The sequence below is a fragment of the Stenotrophomonas sp. YJH_SMC_131 genome (assembly GCF_059367975.1).
Genome location: NZ_JCAFRJ010000001.1, coordinates 458331 through 477634 on the forward strand (window position 1 = coordinate 458331; position 19304 = coordinate 477634).

20 protein-coding genes are annotated in these 19304 nt (G+C 67.9%); 7 read left to right on the forward strand and 13 right to left on the reverse strand.

Features of this window, described 5'->3' with window-relative positions:
- Positions 1-8 precede the first annotated feature (8 nt).
- Together accB and accC are read left to right on the forward strand one after the other, a co-directional pair.
- Positions 9-488, forward strand: coding sequence for an acetyl-CoA carboxylase biotin carboxyl carrier protein (gene accB, locus AC5P56_RS02080; protein WP_005419696.1), 480 nt, complete (start codon positions 9-11; stop codon positions 486-488).
- Between the two features lie 10 nt (positions 489-498).
- Positions 499-1866: an acetyl-CoA carboxylase biotin carboxylase subunit gene (gene accC, locus AC5P56_RS02085; RefSeq protein ID WP_014648613.1), complete on the forward strand. Its 1368-nt coding sequence runs from the start codon at positions 499-501 to the stop codon at positions 1864-1866.
- A gap of 129 nt (positions 1867-1995) precedes the next feature.
- Here accC and AC5P56_RS02090 read toward each other — a convergent pair whose 3' ends face one another.
- Positions 1996-2370 (reverse strand): hypothetical protein, encoded by a 375-nt coding sequence (locus AC5P56_RS02090; protein ID WP_032959077.1) that lies wholly within the window; start codon positions 2368-2370, stop codon positions 1996-1998.
- Positions 2367-3338: a hypothetical protein gene (locus tag AC5P56_RS02095; protein WP_329768478.1), complete on the reverse strand. Its 972-nt coding sequence runs from the start codon at positions 3336-3338 to the stop codon at positions 2367-2369. Before AC5P56_RS02095 ends, AC5P56_RS02090 begins: the two co-directional genes overlap by 4 nt.
- 164 nt (positions 3339-3502) lie before the next feature.
- On the opposite strand from AC5P56_RS02095, the gene prmA reads away from it, so the two are divergent.
- The 3 genes from prmA (at position 3503) to fis (ending at position 5624) form a co-directional block, all read left to right on the forward strand.
- Entirely contained in the window at positions 3503-4423 is a 921-nt protein-coding gene (gene prmA / locus AC5P56_RS02100; protein ID WP_014648616.1) for a 50S ribosomal protein L11 methyltransferase, read from the forward strand.
- 42 nt (positions 4424-4465) lie between these two features.
- Positions 4466-5233 carry a DUF3426 domain-containing protein gene (locus tag AC5P56_RS02105; RefSeq protein WP_049407899.1) on the forward strand — a complete coding sequence of 256 codons (768 nt, stop codon included), beginning with the start codon at positions 4466-4468 and terminating at the stop codon, positions 5231-5233.
- A gap of 115 nt (positions 5234-5348) precedes the next feature.
- On the forward strand, positions 5349-5624 hold the full coding sequence (gene fis / locus AC5P56_RS02110) for a DNA-binding transcriptional regulator Fis (protein ID WP_005419706.1): 276 nt from the start codon (positions 5349-5351) through the stop codon (positions 5622-5624).
- A gap of 126 nt (positions 5625-5750) precedes the next feature.
- Here fis and AC5P56_RS02115 read toward each other — a convergent pair whose 3' ends face one another.
- The 6 genes from AC5P56_RS02115 to AC5P56_RS02140 are packed head-to-tail and all read right to left on the reverse strand — an operon-like array spanning position 5751 to position 11551.
- On the reverse strand, positions 5751-6746 hold the full coding sequence (locus tag AC5P56_RS02115) for a phosphatidate cytidylyltransferase (protein ID WP_014648618.1): 996 nt from the start codon (positions 6744-6746) through the stop codon (positions 5751-5753).
- The gene (locus tag AC5P56_RS02120; protein WP_014648619.1) at positions 6743-7372 is read right to left on the reverse strand and encodes a lysophospholipid acyltransferase family protein; all 630 of its coding nucleotides are present in this window, start codon (positions 7370-7372) and stop codon (positions 6743-6745) included. The genes AC5P56_RS02115 and AC5P56_RS02120 overlap by 4 nt, the downstream gene beginning before the upstream one ends.
- Positions 7373-7385: 13 nt before the next feature.
- The gene (locus tag AC5P56_RS02125) at positions 7386-7823 is read right to left on the reverse strand and encodes a hypothetical protein (RefSeq protein ID WP_075076466.1); all 438 of its coding nucleotides are present in this window, start codon (positions 7821-7823) and stop codon (positions 7386-7388) included.
- Positions 7820-9124: a phosphatase PAP2/dual specificity phosphatase family protein gene (locus tag AC5P56_RS02130; RefSeq protein ID WP_185741903.1), complete on the reverse strand. Its 1305-nt coding sequence runs from the start codon at positions 9122-9124 to the stop codon at positions 7820-7822. Before AC5P56_RS02130 ends, AC5P56_RS02125 begins: the two co-directional genes overlap by 4 nt.
- Positions 9125-9147: 23 nt before the next feature.
- On the reverse strand, positions 9148-10899 hold the full coding sequence (locus AC5P56_RS02135) for a bifunctional alpha/beta hydrolase/class I SAM-dependent methyltransferase (RefSeq protein WP_049439322.1): 1752 nt from the start codon (positions 10897-10899) through the stop codon (positions 9148-9150).
- Positions 10900-10933: 34 nt separating this feature from the next.
- On the reverse strand, positions 10934-11551 hold the full coding sequence (locus AC5P56_RS02140; RefSeq protein WP_197604938.1) for a CDP-alcohol phosphatidyltransferase family protein: 618 nt from the start codon (positions 11549-11551) through the stop codon (positions 10934-10936).
- Between the two features lie 208 nt (positions 11552-11759).
- Between AC5P56_RS02140 and purH the strand changes: the two genes are divergently transcribed.
- The gene (purH, locus tag AC5P56_RS02145) at positions 11760-13343 is read left to right on the forward strand and encodes a bifunctional phosphoribosylaminoimidazolecarboxamide formyltransferase/IMP cyclohydrolase (RefSeq protein ID WP_014648624.1); all 1584 of its coding nucleotides are present in this window, start codon (positions 11760-11762) and stop codon (positions 13341-13343) included.
- Positions 13344-13404: 61 nt separating this feature from the next.
- On the forward strand, positions 13405-14688 hold the full coding sequence (gene purD / locus AC5P56_RS02150) for a phosphoribosylamine--glycine ligase (RefSeq protein ID WP_049439324.1): 1284 nt from the start codon (positions 13405-13407) through the stop codon (positions 14686-14688).
- A gap of 134 nt (positions 14689-14822) precedes the next feature.
- Here the strand turns inward: purD and rpoH are convergent, their stop codons facing one another.
- The 5 genes from rpoH to ftsE all read right to left on the reverse strand — a co-directional run bounded on the left by rpoH (position 14823) and on the right by ftsE (position 19174).
- A complete protein-coding gene (rpoH, locus tag AC5P56_RS02155; RefSeq protein ID WP_053494565.1) occupies positions 14823-15698 on the reverse strand; it encodes an RNA polymerase sigma factor RpoH in 876 nt (291 codons plus the stop codon).
- Between the two features lie 278 nt (positions 15699-15976).
- On the reverse strand, positions 15977-16690 hold the full coding sequence (gene ung / locus AC5P56_RS02160) for a uracil-DNA glycosylase (protein ID WP_005419723.1): 714 nt from the start codon (positions 16688-16690) through the stop codon (positions 15977-15979).
- Positions 16687-17529 (reverse strand): response regulator, encoded by an 843-nt coding sequence (locus AC5P56_RS02165; RefSeq protein ID WP_019660837.1) that lies wholly within the window; start codon positions 17527-17529, stop codon positions 16687-16689. Before AC5P56_RS02165 ends, ung begins: the two co-directional genes overlap by 4 nt.
- A 7-nt stretch (positions 17530-17536) precedes the next feature.
- Positions 17537-18484, reverse strand: a complete 948-nt coding sequence (ftsX, locus tag AC5P56_RS02170) for a permease-like cell division protein FtsX (protein WP_495231433.1) — start codon at positions 18482-18484, stop codon at positions 17537-17539.
- A 3-nt stretch (positions 18485-18487) separates the two neighbouring features.
- Positions 18488-19174, reverse strand: coding sequence for a cell division ATP-binding protein FtsE (gene ftsE, locus AC5P56_RS02175; RefSeq protein ID WP_014648630.1), 687 nt, complete (start codon positions 19172-19174; stop codon positions 18488-18490).
- Between the last annotated feature and the right edge of the window lie 130 nt (positions 19175-19304).

Sequence of the window (19304 nt, forward strand, 5' to 3'; positions counted from 1 at the left end):
AGGCCACCATGGATCTCCGCAAAATCAAGAAGCTGATCGACCTGCTGGAAGAGTCGAACCTGGCTGAAATCGAAATCAAGGAAGGCGAAGAGTCGGTGCGCCTGTCGCGCGCCCCGGTGGCCGGCTATGCCGCCCCGGTCGCCGCGCCGGTGTATGCCGCTCCGGCCGCCCCGGCGCCGCAGGCGATGCCGATGCAGTCGCCGACCGAAGCCTCCACCGGCGGCAGCGCCAAGCCGGGCCCGGCACTGCCGGAAGGCCACGTGCTGCGCTCGCCGATGGTCGGCACCTTCTACGCCTCGTCCGCCCCGGACAAGCCGGCCTTCGTCACCGTGGGCCAGCAGGTCAAGGAAGGCGAAACCCTGGCCATCATCGAAGCGATGAAGATGTTCAACCCGATCGAAGCCGACACCTCGGGCACCATCGTTGCCATCCTCGGCGAGAACGGCCAGCCGGTGGAATTCGACCAGCCGCTGTTCGTGATCGGCTGAGGGGCGCGCCATGCTCGACAAAGTCGTCATCGCCAACCGAGGGGAGATCGCGCTGCGCATCCTGCGCGCGTGCCATACCCTCGGCATCCGCACGGTGGCCGTGCACTCCACGGTCGACCGCAACCTCAAGCACGTGGCCATGGCCGACGAGTCGGTCTGCATCGGTCCGGCGCCGTCGCCGCAGAGCTACCTCAACATCCCGGCCCTGATCGCGGCGGCGGAAGTCACCGATGCCCAGGCCATCCACCCGGGCTACGGCTTCCTGTCGGAGAACGCCGACTTCGCCGAACGCGTGGAAGAGTCCGGCTTCATCTTCATCGGCCCCAAGGCCGACACCATCCGCATGATGGGTGACAAGGTCGAAGCCATCCGCGCGATGAAGGCCGCGGGCGTACCGTGCGTGCCCGGCTCGGGCGGCCCGCTCGGCGAGGACATCGTCGCCAACACCAAGATCGCCCGCGAGATCGGTTATCCGGTCATCATCAAGGCGGCCGGCGGTGGCGGTGGTCGCGGCATGCGCGTGGTGCACGCCGAAGCGTCGCTGAAGACCTCGATCGAAACCACCAAGAGCGAGGCCAAGGCCGCGTTCGGCAATGGCGAGGTCTACATGGAGAAGTTCCTGGAGAATCCGCGCCACGTGGAAATCCAGGTGCTGGCCGATGGACAGGGCAATGCCATCCACCTCGGTGAGCGCGACTGCTCGATGCAGCGCCGCCACCAGAAGGTGGTGGAAGAGGCACCGGCGCCGGGCATCACCGCCGAGCAGCGCGAGCAGATCGGCAAGGTCTGCGTGGAAGCCTGCATCCGCATCGGCTACCGCGGCGCGGGCACGTTCGAGTTCCTGTACGAGGACGGCCGCTTCTACTTCATCGAGATGAACACCCGCATCCAGGTGGAGCATCCGGTCACCGAAATGGTCACCGGCATCGACCTGGTGGCCGAGCAGCTGAAGATCGCCGCCGGCCAGAAGCTGTCGATCAAGCAGAGCGACGTGGTGCTGACCGGCCATGCCATCGAGTGCCGCATCAACGCCGAAGACGCCGAAACCTTCGTGCCGAGCCCGGGCACCATCACCGGCTTCCATCCGCCGGGTGGCCCCGGCGTGCGCGTGGACACCCACATCTACAGTGGCTACCGCGTGCCGTCGAACTACGACTCGATGATCGGCAAGCTGATCGTGCACGGCCCGGACCGCGAAACCGCCATTGCCCGCATGCGGGTGGCACTGAGCGAAATGGTGGTCGATGGCATCAAGACCAACATCGCCCTGCAGCAGCGGATCATGCGTGACAAGGGCTTCCAGGCCGGTGGCCAGAACATCCACTACCTGGAAAAGCGCCTGGCCGAGCGCAAGAACAAGCCGATCGCATTGACCTGATCGGCGCCAGGTGCCGGACATGAAAAGGGCGGGGATATCCCCGCCCTTTTCTGTTCCTGTAGAGCCGGGCCCATGCTCGGCTTGCCGCCAAGCACAGCCGAGCATGGGCTCGGCTCCACAGCGAGCACGTCAGCGCTTGTCGGCCACGTCGGCCGGAATCTGCGAATGGGCCAGCGGCCGCACGCCATTGGGCGAGGTCGGATCGACGATCACCATGGTTTCGGTCGAACCATCGGGCCACACCACCTGGAAGGTGCTGCCGGCCGGCAGTGAAGCGAATGGCATGCCACTCTGCGCGCGGTAGACCGCAGCGACCTGGCTGGCACCGGCGCGGCGCACGTCTTCCTGCGCCTTCACCGTGGTCAGCTCCACCTTCGACAGATGCCGGTAGCGGTCCTCGTAGGTATCGATCATCAGCAGGCCAACCGCCCCAGCCGAGTAGGCCACGAACAGCGCCACCCAGAACCAGAACTTGGCCCCATGCAGGAATCGACGGTAATTCATCGCCCGTCCCTCTTTCCAACCAATCGCTTGATCCATTCCTTCATTTTCCCAGCACCTTGCCGCGATACCGCAGCGTCATACACGAAATCCCGGAAATCCTGCGCTCCATCCTGCGAACAGATCCCTCCGTTCGCACAAAAATTGTTGACCAGCACGCTGTCCGCTCCACAGGCCAGGCCGAGTTCACAGGCCGCAAGCCGCCATGCAAGTTCACTGAGCTGCTCACCCGCCACCAGCCCGTCAAGCGCGCGGTCACCGGCCGCACGCACGCCCATGCCTGGCGCGATGGCCATGTAGGCCTCGGGGTCGCGCGAGGTGCGCACGCGCTCGACCAGGTCGCGGCGGTACTCGGCACTGTCATGCAAGGGCTCGCCCTCGGCGAACAGCGACGCTTCCGCGGCCAGGTTGCCCTGCGCGGCCGCCTTGCGGCGTTCGGCCAGCACCAGCGCCGCGCCCAGCTTGTCGCCCGGCACGAAACCGCCACACCGCTGTGCCACCCGCTCGCGTGCCTCGATCATCGCCGGCGCCGCAGTCAGGCCCAACCCGCTCAGTACGTTGTTGTCCAGGCGGTAGCCACCCGGATCGAGTGCGTACTGCGCGCAATAGTCATAGACGCGGCTGAGCATCCAGCGCGCCTCGTGATTGCCGGTGTCGGCCTGTGCGCGCAGGCGCTGGGCGTAGGCATACAGGTCGCTGGCGTCTTCGATGTCGGCGCGCAGGTCCAGCGGCAGGCCCGACGGCAGCGTGTTGCCGCGCTCGAAAGTCGCCAGCCGCCGCGCCAGGGCTTCCGGCACCACCGGCAGCGGCGCTCCGCCGTCACGGCTGGCCATGGCCAGCGGCAGGTCCGGCGACGCCGACGTCGACGCCACGCCCGCGGCATGGCCGCTGGCCCGATACCCGGCCACGCCCAGCACGGCCACCGCCGGCAGCACGAGCAACCAGGTTTTCAGGGTCGGAGCGAAGGCCATCGGCGGTGGTGAGCGTTCACGGCACACAGGAAAGCGCCGAGTTTAGCAAGGCCCGGCAGGCCTGTCTGAACTGCCCCCATTCATCTCAAAGCGGCATCTCAGGCAATACGGAGACGCCCCGATGGTCTAGCATTGCCCCCTTTCCCGCGACTGTCCCCACCGCCATGCCGTTCCTGGAACTGACCCTGCGCTGCACCGAAGCCACCCAGCCCCGCTATGAAAATGCGCTGGAGGACGTCGGCGCACTGGCCGTGACCCTGCTTGATGCCGAAGCCGACACCAGCAACGAACAGGCCATCCTCGAACCCGGCGTGGGGGAAACGCCGCTGTGGGACACCCTGGTGCTGAGCGCGCTGTTCCCCGCCGACAGCAATGCGCTGCTGCTGCTGGCCGCCCTGGAATCCTTCGACCCGGAACTGGACTGGAGCAATGGCAGCTTCCGCGCGGTCGAAGACGAAGACTGGGAGCGCGCATGGCTGGACCAGTTCCAGCCGATGGATTTCGGCAGCCGCACCTGGATCGTGCCGTGGAACCATGAACTGCCGGACGCTGCACAGGCCGCCGATGCCGCCGTGGTGCGGCTGGACCCGGGCCTGGCCTTCGGCTCGGGCACCCACCCGACCACCGCCCTGTGCCTGCGCTGGCTGGACCAGCTGGCCGTGGACGGCCAGCTGCAGGGCCAGCGCGTGCTCGACTTCGGCTGCGGCTCGGGCATCCTCGCGCTGGCCGCGCTGAAGCTGGGCGCCGCCGAAGCGATCGGCGTGGACAACGACCCGCAGGCGCTGGTCGCCACCGCCGACAATGCCGAGCGCAATGGCGAGCAGGCCCGCATGCAGGTGTACCTGCCGCAGGACGAACCGGTCGCCACCTACCCGATCGTGGTCGCCAACATCCTTGCCTCGGCGCTGGATGCGCTGGCCGAGCTGCTGGCCGCACGCGTCGCCGCCGGCGGTCGCATCGCCCTGTCGGGCATCCTGCAGGGCCAGGAAGGCGAACTGCTGCAGCGTTATGCCGCGTGGTTCGACGATCTGCAGGCCACCCAGGATGGCGACTGGATGCGCATCACCGGCACGCGCCGCGCCTGATCGTGATTGAATGACCGCTGGATCCGAGCCCGCGCCCTGAGCATGTCCGAGCCGAACCCGCCGCGCCGCCCTTTGGCCACCTTCCTGCGCCCCGCGTCGGAAGGCGAGGCCGCACCTGCGACCGACGCGCGCACGCCCGACCCGTCGGCGCATGACATCCCTGCCGCGAAGTCCGGGGACCCGGTCGACGCGGCGCTGCCGCCGATGGCGGAGACGCGACAGCTCGATGACACCGTCATCCTCGACGAAGCGACCGTGATCGAACCCGTCCTTGCCGTCCCGGCCGCGCAGGCGGTGGCCGGCGATGCGCCGAGCTTCCTGGGCACTTCGCGGCCGCGCGCGCTGCCGACGCCGCGCTGGCACTGGGTGCTGGTCGCCGGGCTGGCACTGCTGCTGGTACTGCAGAGCGTGCTGGCCGATCGTGCGCGACTGGCCGCCGACGCCGGCAACCGCACCTGGCTGGGCGCACTGTGCGGCGTGCTGCGCTGCAGCCTGCCGGCCTGGCACGAGCCGACCGCGTTCACCATGACCAGCCGCGAGATCCGCCCCCTGCCCGGCCAGGCCGGTGTGCTGCAGGTGCAGGCCAGCATCCGCAACGATGCGCGCTGGGCACAGGCCTGGCCGGACCTGCGCCTGTCACTGTCCGATGCCGATGGCCGGGTGATCGGCAGCGGCGTGTTCACGCCCGCGCAATACCTTGGCGAAAGCCCGGCCACGACCGTGCTGGAACCGGGCCAGAGTGCGCGCATCGCGTTCCGCGTGCAGGAGCCCGCCGCGTCCACCGTCGCATTCACCTTCGACTTCCTCTGACCAGGGTAGAGGCGACCAGCCGTGGCAGGTCGGGCACGCTCGCGCTAGACTGGCCGCCACCACCTCGTCCGGCCGCGCGCTCCGCGCGCACGGGCCAACCGAATCGGGAACCCCCTTGAACGCTGTCCTCTCTCGTCCTGACAACAGTCGTGGCGCTCCCCGGCCACCGCTGCGTGAACACGTCGCCCAGTCCGTGCGCCGCTACCTGCGTGATCTTGATGGCTGCGACGCGGACGATGTCTACGAGATCGTGCTGCGCGAGATGGAAATCCCGCTGTTCGTGGAAGTGCTCAACCACTGCGAAGGCAACCAGAGCCGCGCCGCCGCGATGCTGGGCATCCACCGCGCCACCCTGCGCAAGAAACTGAAGGAATACGGCATCAGCGCCTGAGCGCGCGCGGGTAGTGCCGGCCGCTCGCCGGCAACCCCATGAACGATGGCAGGATGTCGCAGTTGCCGGCCAGCGGCCGGCACTACCGGTAGATCCACGCCATGCGTGGATGCAGCCCCGGCGGGATCACCCGCCGCCGCCCGCCTTCCAGTAGTACCGCACCACATGGAAGAACACCGGCGCGGCGAAGCACACCGAATCGAGCCGGTCGAGCATGCCGCCATGGCCCTCGATCATGTGGCCCCAGTCCTTGATCCCACGGTCGCGCTTGATCGCCGACATCACCAGGCCGCCCCAGAATCCCATCAGGTTGATCAGCAGCGACAGGCCGAACGCCTGCAGCGGCGTGAACGGGGTGATCCACCACAGCGCCGCCCCAAGCGCGCTGGCGCTCAGCACGCCACCCACGAAGCCCTCCACCGTCTTCGACGGCGACAGCTTCGGCGCGATCAGGTGCCGGCCCAGCAGCTTGCCCCAGATGTACTGCAACACGTCCGAGGACTGCACCACGATCACCAGGAAGGCGAACAGCAGCACGTTGCGCGAGGGGTCGTGACCGGGCACGTGCAGGTTCAGCAGCAGCGGCACGTGCGAGATGCAGAACACGCAGATCATCAACCCCCACTGCACCTTCGCGGTGCGCTCCAGGTAGTGCGTGGTATCGCCACCGATGGTCGACAGGATCGGCAGGAACAGGAACGCATAGACCGGGATCAGCAGCGTGTACATGCCGTACCAGTCGATCCACACCAGGTAGTACTGCCACGGCAGCACGATGTAGAACGCAGCCAGCAGCGCGTAGTAGTCGCCTGAACGGGTCGGTGCCAGGGTGATGAACTCGCGCAGCGCGAACAACGAAATGATCGCGAACAGCACGATCACCCCGGCGCGACCGAAGAACAGCGCCAGCCCGACCACGATCGCCATCACCCACCATGCACGGATACGCGACACCAGGTTGGCGATCACCGCGCTGGGCTGACCGCGCTGGCGCCAGCGCAGGGTCTCGGCCACCAGCGTGGCCAGCACCAGCACCGCGCCGACGCCGGCAAACAGCAGGCCGGTCTGCTGGCCGACACTCTGCGTTGCCAGATCGCCAGATACATCCAGCACGAAACTCATGCACGACCTCCATTCGGCGCCAGGTCCAGCAGCGCCTGCCGGCTGCGGGCCAGGAATGCGGCCTTGTCCTCGTCGGCCTGCAGCCGCAGCGGCGTGCCGAAGGTGGCCGTGCACAGCAGCGGCAACGGCAGGAACCGCCCCTTCGGCATCACCCGCTTCAGGTTGTCGATCCATACCGGCACGAACTCCAGCTCCGGCCGTTGCCGCGCCAGATGGTAGATGCCGCTCTTGAACGGCAACAGCGGTTCATCGCCGATATTGCGCGTGCCTTCCGGGAACAGGATCAGCGAGCAGTCTTCGTCCACCGCATCGCGCAGTACCTGCAACGGGTCCTGCTGGCGATGGCCGGCCTCGCGCTCGACCAGAACACCGTTGAACACCGCATCGATCAGGTAGCGACGCAGGCCATCACGCTGCCAGTACTCGGCCGCGGCCACCGGGCGCACCTGGCGCCGCAGTGCCGGTGGCATCGATGACCAGATCAGCACGAAGTCACCATGGCTGGCGTGGTTACCGTAGTACACGCGGCGCTCGCTGGACGGCGCGCAACCGATCCACAGCGCGCGTGCGCCGGTCACCACATGGATCGCGCCACTGCAGGCGCGGGCAATCAGTTCGGCAAACATCGGTCACTCCCATTCACGTCTGCGGCCACACCACGGCCAGCACCAGCAGTGCGAACTGCACTGCGGTCAGCAGGTACTGGCGCAGCAGCAGGCGGCGCATGCCGGACCAGCGCGCATCCCAGCCACGCAGTGGCGCATCGGGCGACGCGCGGCGCAGGCCACTGTCGTGCAGCAGCTGATCGATGCGGCGCGCGGCGGCTTCGCCCTCCAGGCCTTCATCGCGCAGCAGCTGCAGCAGGCTGGCATCCAGCCCCACCCGCCACGCGTGGTAGGCCTGTGCGATGCCCGCGGCAACACTGAGCAGCAACAGGCCGGCAGCGATCATCGCCAGCCCCGGCTCGGTGCCGAGCAGCAGCAGTGCCACCAGCAACATCCCCAGCGACAGCAGCGCCGGCCAACGCCCCTGGCGCAGCAGCAGCTGCATGGTCACCAGATCGGGAACCGTGCTCATGCGCGCGCTCCTGCCGCAGCAGTGATGGCATGCAGATGCGCCGCGTGCAGCACGATGCCGGGGCGTGCAGCCCGCACGATCGCCACTGCCGCGTTCGCATCGGCGGCACGACCACTGCGCAGCAGCCAGGTGGCGACGCTGGCGGCACTGCGCGAATAGCCCAGCGCGCAGCACGCCAGCAGCGGCCCCTGCACGCGCAGACGCTCGATGGCATCGGCCGCCTCGCGCAGCTGTTCCGGCGTGGGCACCACCAGGTCCAGCATCGGCACGCTGGCATACGCCGCGCCCGGCGCGCGGCAGGACAGTTCAGCACAGGTATCGACCACGCCGACCAGCGGTGTTGGCAACGCAGCACAGGGAATGCGTCCCAGCCACACGTCATCCATCACCGGCACCGGCTGCGGCGCACGCCGCGTCCACAGCCGCGAATTGACCCAGGCTGCGCCCAGGTACGGCGCCAGCAGCCAGCGTGCCGCCATGGTCAGGCGACCATCGGCGCGCTTCTGGAACACCGCGGTACCCAGCCCGGCATAGGCCAGCGCCACCAGCAGCAGCGACACCACCGGCCACAGCAGCCACAACGCGGCGCCACGCAGAAGCACCACCGGCACCAGCAGCACAGCGGCCCCCAGCAGGTACACCCCCGCCAGGCGCCAGCGCTTGGCATCACGTGCCGTGCGCCATGCACGCAGCGGTGGCGTGCCCTGCTCCGGCCACAGCCAGACGCACAACCAGCCGGCCAGCAGGCCGGTCGGGATATCGATGAAATGATGCTGGAACGTGGTCAGCACCGACACGCCGATCAGCAGCGCCCACACATGCAGCACCCAGCGCCACACGCCGTGCAGGTACTGTGCGAACTTCACCCACAGCACGATCAGCAACACGATGTGCAGCGACGGTGCCTGGTTGAACGGCTTGTCGAAGCCCAGCAGCACATCGAACAGCCAGCCGAACACACCGCCGATCTGCGGACGCTCGAAGCTGAAGCGCAGCGGCCACAGCAGGAAGCAGCTCACGGCGATCAGCTGTGCGCTCAACAGCCGCAATGCGTGCCGGTCCAGCTCCAGCCGTTGCCGGCACAGGAAGAACGAGACCGCGTAGAACAGGTCGATCGACCAGTACGGCACGATCGTCCATGGCACGAACGGGATGCGGGTCTCCCAGCCGAACGCCATCACCGGCAGGGTAGCGTGGCGGCCGGCCATCCAGTTGGCGAAGCCATAACTGGCGAAGAAGAACGGACCCAGCAGGGCCAGCCACAACAGGGCGCGCCGCCAGGGGCGCCCCTCTGCGGCCAGTGGGGATGCGGCGAGCGTCGCCATCACGCGGTCCGGCGCGCCAGCGATACGGTGAAGATGCCGAAGTCGTCGATACGCTGCGCCACCTTCTCGAACCCGGCCAGGCGCACCAGTTCGTCCATCTCCTGCTGGGTACGGCGGCGCATCACCCACGCCGCGCCACCGCGGTGGCTGGTCAAGGCACGGGCAATGAATTCCAGCTGCGGGTGCCAGGGCTGGCCGGTATAGGCCAGGTAGCCACCCACCGGCACCGCTGCGGCAATGCCCTGCAGCGAGCGCAGCACGGCGTCGTTGTCGGGGAACAGTTCGTACAGGCCCGAGACTACCGCCAGCGTCGGCGCTGGATCGACCTTGGCCAGCTGTGCCGGGTCGAACGCATCACCCTGCTCGAAGCGCGCGATGTCGGCCGCGCCCAGGCGCTGGATCAACGCCTGGCCCTGGGTCACGTTCAGATCGCTGAAGTCGCGCAGCACGATGCGGTCGGCGCGCTGCTCGCCCTGGCCCAGTGCTTCCAGCACATAGCGGCCATGGCCGGCGGCCACGTCCAGCACCCGCACCGGCGTGCCCTGCCCGCGCAGGCGCTGTGCGGCGTCGCGCAGCAGTTCCTGCAGGTGCTGGCCACGCACGCGGATGCCACGCCAGCCGATCGCATCCAGGTAGTTGCGGTCGACCATCCGCCCCAATGGGCCCTTGCCGCGCGCCTCATTCCGGTAGATGTAGTCCAGCGTGCTACCGGAATCGAAACCGGTCTGCAGGCCCAGCGCGATGCCTTCGGACAGCGTGCCGCCGAAGCGCAGGCCGCCACGTACCACGCGCCAGCGCAGGTCGGCCAGGCTGTTGCGTTCCGGTGGCCAGGCCAGTATCTCCGACTCTTCGAAGGTCGGCCCATGGCGGTGCGCGTCGCGCCGTGACAGCTCGCGCAACGGTTCGGCGAAACGCGCCTGGATGAAGCTGCGGATGCGCGCCAGTGCCGGTGCCCGATCGCGCTCGCCCAGCGTGTCGTGGAAGAAGCCCGGCAGGTGCACCCGCTCCTTGATCGGGCTGGACAGGCGCTCATAGAAGCGATCCTGCGGGCCACGGTGCACCACGAAATCCGAGCCGGACACCAGCAGCTGCACCGGCACGCTGATCGCCTGCGCATCGGCCACGATGCGGTCGGCCGCTTCGTACAGGCCCAGCAGCACGCGCACCGAGATCGGCCGGGTGATCAGCGGATCGGTACGGTAGCTTTCCACCCGCGCCGGGTCATGGGTCAGCCACTGCGGCTTGACGTAGCTGTTGACGAAGAAGTTGCCGCGCAGCTTCTGCATCAAGGCCAGGCCCGGCCGCGCGAACGGCACGTACAGCTTCACCTTGAACGCCGGTGAAGCCATCACCAGCGCACGCAGGCGTGGCGCGTAATCGTGCACCCAGGTCGCGGCGACCACCGCCCCTACGCTCTGCGCGATCACCACGATGTCTTCCACCGCAATGCCGTGCTCGGCGCCGATGTGGGCGATGAAGCTGTCCAGGTCGCGCACCAGCGCCGGGAAGCCCGGTGCATCGCCACGCGCACCCGGCGAACGGCCATTGCCGCGCGCATCCCAGGCGAAAAAGGCGGTGTCGGGCAGGTCCAGCTCATCGACCAGGTGGGTGACGCGCCCGGAGTGCTCGTGGCCGCGGTGCAGCAGCACGATGGCCCGGGTGGCCGGGGTTGCGGTGGTGCCCGCCCAGTACCGGTAGAACAGCGGTACCTGGTCGAAGCTGTGGAATTCCCGTTCCTGCGCCTGACGCATGCAATCTCCTGATTGTCTTTTTGTATCTGCTTGATTAATTCGACGAAACCGCCGTTTCCCGCAGTCCGCGACGGACGCGGTTGATCATGGTCAGCATGCACAGCACCGCCATGGCCGCAGCCACGCCAGTGACCGTCATCGCGCCAACCCACTCAAACGCCAGCAGCAGACCCAGCACGCCGACGACGAAGGCGCGGTCACTCTTGCCCATCGGGCCGTCATAGCGGCGGCTGGCACCGACCATCAGCCCCAGCACCCCGGCGTACTCGCTCAGCGCCGCCGTCCAGGCCACCAGCCACAGCACTTCCGGGCGCACGCCCGGCACGCTGAGCAGGCTCAGGTACAGCGCCGCGTCGGCGATCACATCGCACAGCTCGTTCAGATAGGCGCCCAGCCGCGACTGCTGGCCGAACTCGCGGGCCAACATGCCGTCCACGGCGTTGAGCGCCATGCGCAGCAGCATCCACAGCGGCAGCAGCAGGTACAGCAGGGGCCGGGCCGGCGCGCAGCACCAGACGGCGGCAGCGACCAGCAGCGAGACCACGGCCGCGGTCACGGTCACCGCATTGGCGGTGATCCCCATGCGGTACAGACCGCGTACGGCCGGACGCAACAGGTCCTGAAAACGTCCTTTCAATGCATAGATCGACACGATCCGAACCCGCTGATCCTTGGCAGTTCCGGCACAGCCTACCCGATTGGAGCAGCGCGCCCCATCGAATTGCTTGCGGACCGCCCCCGGCCAGGCTGTGCTGAAGGCGGCCACAGGCCGTGGGTGCGGGTCGATTTTCCCCGCCGGCGCCCGCCACCGGCCCCCACCGCCTACAATATCGGCCCCGCTCCGCTGCCGATTCTGTCCCATGACTGCTGATCTGTTGCCCGTCCGCCGGGCCCTCCTCTCCGTTTCCGACAAGACCGGCCTGGTCGAGCTGGCCACTGCGCTGGCGGCACGCGGCGTGGAGCTGTTGTCCACCGGCGGCACCGCCAAGGCGATCCGCGATGCGGGCCTGGCCGTGAAGGACGTGGCCGAGGTCACCGGCTTCCCGGAAATGATGGACGGCCGGGTCAAGACCCTGCACCCGATGGTGCACGGCGGCCTGCTGGGCCGCTCCGGCCTGGATGACGCAGTGATGGCCGAGCACGGTATCGGTGCCATCGACCTGCTGGTGCTGAACCTGTACCCGTTCGAATCGGTCACCGCCCAGGCCGACTGCACCCTGGCCGACGCGGTCGAGAACATCGACATCGGCGGCCCGGCCATGCTGCGCTCGGCGGCCAAGAACTTCGCCCGCGTGGCGGTGGCCACCGATCCGTCGCAGTACGCCGAGCTGCTGGCCTCGCTGGAGGCCAACAACGGCCAGCTGACGGCGGCCACCCGCTTCGCATTCTCGGTGGCCGCGTTCAACCGCGTCGCCCAGTACGATGCGGCGATCAGCAACTACCTGTCGGCGGTCACCGCCACTGACGCCGCCGTGCCGGCCCGTGCCGAGTACCCGGCGCAGATGAACTCCACCTTCGTGAAGGTGATGGACCTGCGCTATGGCGAGAACCCGCACCAGAGCGGCGCGTTCTACCGCGACCTGTACCCGGTGCCGGGCACGCTGGCCACCTTCCAGCAGCTGCAGGGCAAGGAGCTGAGCTACAACAACCTGGCCGACGCCGATGCGGCGTGGGAATGCGTGCGCCAGTTCGATGCGCCGGCCTGCGTCATCGTCAAGCACGCCAACCCGTGCGGCGTGGCCGTCGGTGCCGGCAACGGCGATGCCTACGAGCTGGCCTACGCCACCGACCCGACCAGCGCCTTCGGCGGCATCATCGCCTTCAACAAGCCGCTGGATGCCGCCACCGCCAAGGTGATCCTCGACCGCCAGTTCGTCGAAGTGCTGATCGCCCCGGACTACGAGCCGGCCGCGCTGGAGTACGCGCAGAAGAAGGCCAACGTGCGCGTACTGCGCATCCCGCACGGCGACGGCCTGAACAACTTCGACAGCAAGCGCGTCGGCTCGGGCCTGCTGCTGCAGTCCTCGGACAACCGCGGCATGACCCGCGACGAACTGAAGGTGGTCAGCAGGCTGGCGCCGACCGACAAGCAGTTCACCGACCTGCTGTTTGCCTGGAAGGTCGCCAAGTTCGTGAAGTCCAACGCGATCGTCTATGCCAAGGACAACCGCACCATCGGTGTCGGTGCCGGCCAGATGAGCCGCGTGTACTCGGCCCGCATCGCCGGCATCAAGGCCGCCGATGCGAACCTGGTGGTCGAGGGCTCGGTGATGGCCTCCGACGCTTTCTTCCCGTTCCGCGATGGCATCGATGCCGCTGCAGCCGCCGGCATCAAGGCGGTCATCCAGCCGGGCGGTTCGATGCGCGATGCCGAAGTGATCGCCGCCGCCGACGAACATGGCCTGGCCATGGTGTTCACCGGCGTGCGCCACTTCCGCCACTGATCCGCATCACCAAGCCGGGCCCTGCCCGGCTTTTCTCTTCCGTACCCGAGAACCCTGTCCCATGAAGATCCTCGTCATCGGCTCTGGCGGCCGCGAACACGCCCTGGCATGGAAGCTGGCCCAGTCCTCCCGTGTCACCGAAGTGATCGTGGCGCCCGGCAACGCCGGTACCGCCAGCGAAGACACGTGCCGCAACGTGGCAGTCAAGGTGACCGATATCGACGGCCTGCTGGCGTTGGCCCAGGCCGAAGGCGTAGCGCTGACCGTGGTCGGCCCGGAAGTACCGCTGGTGGCCGGCGTGGTCGACCGCTTCCGCGCCGCCGGCCTGCGCATCTTCGGGCCAACCGCCGCCGCCGCGCAGCTGGAAGGCAGCAAGGCCTACGCCAAGGACTTCCTGGCGCGCCACAACATCCCCACCGCGTACTACGCCGTGCACAGCGACGTGGACGCCGCGCTGGCGTATGTGCGCGAGAAGGGCGCACCGATCGTGGTCAAGGCCGATGGCCTGGCCGCCGGCAAGGGCGTGATCGTGGCGATGAGCCTGACCGAGGCCGAGGACGCGGTGCGTGACATGCTGTCCGGCAACGCGTTTGGCGATGCCGGTGCGCGCGTGGTCATCGAGGAATTCCTCGACGGTGAGGAAGCCAGCTTCATTTCGATGGTGGACGGCGTGCATGCGCTGCCGATGGCCACCTCGCAGGACCACAAGCGCGTCGGCGACGGCGACACCGGCCCGAATACCGGCGGCATGGGCGCCTATTCGCCGGCCCCGGTGGTGACGCCGGAGGTGCATGCACGGGTGATGCGCGAGGTGGTGAACCCCACCGTGCAGGGCATGATCGCCGACGGCATCCCGTTCACCGGTTTCCTCTACGCCGGCCTGATGATCGATGCCAGCGGCGCACCGAAGGTGATCGAATTCAACGTGCGCTTTGGCGACCCGGAAACCCAGCCAGTGATGCTGCGCCTGCAGTCGGACCTGGTCGAGCTGGTGGAAGCGGCTATCGATGGCCGCCTGGATGAGGTCGAAGCGCAGTGGGACGCGCGCCCGTCGCTGGGCGTGGTGCTGGCGGCCAGGCCGTACCCGGAAGCGCCGATCACCGGTGACGTGATTTCCGGCCTGGACGACGTGCCGGCCAGTGCCAAGGTGTTCCATGCCGGTACGGCATTGGATGCGCAGGGCCACGTGGTCAGTGCGGGCGGTCGCGTGCTGTGCGTGGCCGCACTGGGCGACAGCGTGCGCGACGCGCAGGCCAATGCCTATGCCGGCGTGGCCAAGGTGAGCTGGGCCAACGCGTTCCACCGCAACGACATTGGCTGGCGCGCGATCGCACGCGAAGAGTGACGACCGCGCCGCAGCCACGCAGGGCGTGGCTCTACTGACATTGGTAGATCCACGCCATGCATGGATGAGAACGCCACCGAAAAGAAAAGGCCCGGCAATGCCGGGCCTTTTCATTGCTTCAACACCGTCCCGCCTTACGCGGTGAACAGCGCCTTCATCTTCTTCAGCGCGTTCGCTTCAACCTGGCGGATGCGCTCGGCCGACACGCCGTACTCGTCGGCCAGTTCCTGCAGCGTCACCTTGCTGTCCGCGTCCAGCCAGCGGCGGCGGATGATGTCGCGCGAACGCGCATCCAGTTCCGCCAGGCCTTCGCGCAGCAACTGCATCTGGTTGTCTTCGCTGTCGGCACGTTCGTAGGCCATCGACGGGTCTTCGTCGTCGGCGACCAGGAACGCGGCCGGCGACGGCGGCGCGTGCTCGTTGTCCTCGTCGGTCGGCGCATCGAACCCGATATCGCGACCCGACAGGCGCGACTCCATTTCCATGACCTCGCGCTCGGACACGTTCAGGTCCTTGGCCACCGCGCTCACTTCCGCCGCGTTCATCCAGCCCAGGCGCGTCTTCGACTTGCGCAGGTTGAAGAACAGCTTGCGCTGCGCCTTGGTGGTGGCGACCTTCACGATGCGCCAGTTCTTCAGGATGAACTCGTGCATCTCGGCACGGATCCAGTGCACCGCGAAGGAGACCAGGCGCACGCCCATGTCCGGGTCGAAGCGCTTGACCGCCTTCATCAGGCCGATGTTGCCTTCCTGGATCAGGTCGCCCAGGGCAAGGCCGTAGCCGTTGTAGCCGCGGGCGACGTGCACCACGAAGCGCAGGTGCGAATGCACCAGCTCGCGGGCAGCGTCCAGATCGTTGCCGTCGCGGAAGCGACGGGCCAGGTCCTGTTCGTCATCGACCGACAGCACCGGGATCTGGTGCACGGCACCGATGTAGGCGTCCAGCGAACCGAGCGCACTGGGAATCGGGAGATTGTTTGCCACAAGGGCAGTAGAGGTGTTCTGGCTCATAGGCACCCATCTTAGCAGTCCGGGATTTGGACTGCTAAAGGAGGAAAAAGTTCCAGCATCCCATTGATGCAACACTGGTCCCAAACAGAGCCCTACCGTAGCGCGATTTGATGACAGTGGCGAGCATGCTTTTCGGGATTCACAATCCCTTGGAATTCAAGCAATTACCTGCCGTAAAGCGGCCGATTCCGGTCAAGCGGAGCTGAACGGGCCGTTCTGAAGGCCCATTCAGGCCCGGGAACGTTGCCCGGTGTTCAGGCCCAGCGGCCCGCCGGCCCTCAGAGTGCCGAGCGCGGCGGCAGCGACCAGTCGATCGGGGCCTGGCCGCGGCGCTGCAGGTACTCGTTGGCCATCGAGAAATGACGACAGCCGAGGAAGCCCCGATGGGCCGAAAGCGGCGACGGATGCGGCGACTTCAGCACGCGATGGCGGCGGGTGTCGATCACCTTGCCCTTCTGCTGCGCATAGGCGCCCCAGAGCATGAACACCAGCCCTTCGCGCTCGCGGTTGAGCACATCCACCACGTGGTCGGTGAAGCCTTCCCAGCCACGACCCTGGTGCGCACCGGCCTTGCCCTCTTCCACCGTCAGTACCGCATTGAGCAGCAGCACGCCACGCTGCGCCCACGGAATCAGGCAGCCGTGGTCCGGACGCGGGATACCGAGATCGCTCTCGATCTCCTTGTAGATGTTCAGCAGCGACGGCGGCACCGGCACGCCCGGCGGCACCGAGAAACTCAGGCCATGTGCCTGGCCGCGACCGTGGTACGGGTCCTGCCCGAGGATCACCACCTTCACCTGCTCGAACGGCGTGGCGTCGAACGCGGCGAAGATCTGCGGGCCGGGCGGGAACACCGCCGCGCCACTGGCCTTGCGCTGGCGCAGGAAGCTGGACAGCTCGCGCATCTGCGGCTGCAACAGGTAATCGCCGACATGCTGCTTCCAGCTCGGTTCCAGCTGGATCGTCGGGGTGTCGGCTACTTCATCCATCATCGCAACAGAGGTCCATCGTTCAATCGGGCCAGCCTCAGCTGGAACAGCACCTTGGTGACCAGCAGCCGTTCTTCGATCGGCTTGAGCACCAGGTCGTTGGCACCGGACTGCAGCAGCCCGGTCTGGTTGTGCGGGTTGCCATCGCCGGTCATCACCAGCACCGGCAGGCGGCGCTTGCCGTAGCCGAAATCCACGCGCACGCGCTGCACCACGTCGCGACCGCTCAGTTCGCCCTTCAGGGTGACGTCGGTCAGCACCAGGTCGATGCGGTGGCGACTGCGGCCCAGCGACTCGGCGGTGAGCAGGGTGAACGCTTCTTCGGCGCTGACCACGTGCAGCACGTTCAACTGCTGGCGTTCCAGCATGCGCTTGGTGGCCTCGGCCACCACGCGGCTGTCCTCGATATAGAGGATGGTGGCGCCGGGGATGGTCTGCGGCTGCACGTAGCCGCGGATGAAGGTCGCCAGTGCTTCATGGCCGAGCGATTTGTCGAAATAGTCGGTGACGTACTCGGTGAAGCGGCGCTGCTCCAGGTGCTGCTGGGCATCGCCGGAGACCACGATCACCGGCACATAGGCCTGGCCGGCCGCTTCGCGCACCATCCGCGCCAGCGCCAGGCCGTCGCCATCGCGCAGGGTCAGCGAGGTCGTCACCAGGTCCACCGGCCCCTGTGCCAGCGCCTGCTGTGCGTCCTCGATGCTGTCGCAGCCGATCACCTCCACGCCCGGCAGGTCACGCTGCAGGACGTCGGCGATCAGCTTGCGCACCAGCTTCGAGCCATCGACCACCATCACCCGCGTCGCGGGCCCTTCAAGGTGTTTCAGCGCTTGCGGTTGCATGCCGGTCTCAGGTGTCGGTCGGGCGGGTCTGGCGGAGGAAGTGGCCGGTGACCAGCCAGGCGCCCAGCCAACCCAGCAGCAGCGTGCCGAGCAGGACCAGGCCGCCGTGCAGCAGGTCCAGGCCGTGCAGCACGAACGGGCTGCCGTAGCTGCGCGAGAGTTCGGCCAGCGGCATGCGCAGGGCGGCACCCGCAGCGCCGATCAGGGCCAGCGCCACCGCGCCGGCGCCCAGCCCGTACCACGCGCCCAGGTACAGGAACGGGCGGCGGATGAAGCCATCGCTGGCGCCGAGCAGCTGCAGCACGCCGATCTCTTCGCGGCGGGCCTGGATGTCCAGGCGCACCGTGTTGCCGACCACCAGCGCGGCACCTGCGCCGAGCAGGACCGACAGCACCTGCACCAGCCGCGCACCGAAGGCAAGCCAGGCATCCAGTCGCTGGCGCCACAGCGCGTCGTGCTGCACCAGATCGGCCTCGGGCAGGCTTTCCAGCGCGCGCGCCAGGCGTGCGTCGTCCTTGCCCTGGCCGGGAGTGATCACCAGCAGCGAAGGCAGCGGATTGTCGTTGAGTGCGTCGATCGCCTCACCCAGGCCGGCATCGCGCAGTTCCTGCAGGCCCTGCTCGGGCGTGCGCACGTTCACTTCGGCCACGTCGTCGCGGTCGCGCAGCTGGCCGGCCATGCGCAGCGCGCCGGGTGCATCGACGTTGCCCTTCAGGAACACGTTGATGTCGCGCGACTGCTGCACGCTGCCGGCGAACTGCTTGAGGTTGTCCAGCGCGATCGACAGGCCCAGCGGCAGCGCCAGCGCCAGCGCCATGACCATCACCGTCAGCAGGGTCGCCCATGGCTTGCGGCAGGCGCGGCCCAGGCTGAACACCACGCTGTGCACGTGGTGCTGGAACCAGACGCCCACGCGCGAGGGGGCGGCGGCTTCGCTGTTTTCGTTCTTCGCCATCGGTTACTCCGCCAGGTCCTGCGGCGAGATGTCATCCACCAGCCGGCCATGGTCGAGGATCAGCACGCGCTTGCGCATGCGGCGCAGCAGCGGCAGGTCGTGGCTGACCACCAGCACGCTGGTGCCGCGCGAGGGCAGCTCGGCGAACAGGGCCATGATCTCCGCCGCCAGGGTCGGGTCGAGGTTGCCGGTCGGCTCATCGGCCACCAGCAGCTTGGGCTCGCCGACGATGGCGCGGGCGATGCCCACGCGCTGCTGCTCGCCGGCCGACAGCTGCGAGGGCAGCGCCTTCTCGCGATGGCCCAGGCCCATCCGCTCCAGCACCGAGCGCACGCGCTTGCTGATGTCGCCACGGCGGGTGCCGCGCAGGATCAGCGGCAGCGCCACGTTCTCGGCGATCGAGCGGTCCATCAGCAGCCGGTGGTCCTGGTAGACCGCGCCCACCGCGCGTCGGTGGCGGGGCACGTCGCCGCCGCGCACCTTCAGCAGGTTGCGCTCGTCGAACACCACCGCGCCGCGGCTGGGCCGCTCGTCGAGGTGGATCAACTTGAGCAGGGTGCTCTTGCCCGCACCGGAATGGCCGGTGACGAACAGCATCTCGCCCGGCGCGACCTCGAAGCTGACATCGATCAGCGCCTCGTGGCCACCGGCGTACTGTTTGCTGACATTGTCGAAGCGCAGGACACTCATGCCCCGATTATGCAGGAGCGGCGCGACCTCGTGGAGACGGTCGCGCGATAGGTAGTGCCGGCCGCTGGCCGGCAGCTGTGTGGGTTGCCTGCCAGGGTGGGTGCCGACCGTTGGTCGGCACACCGGTCAA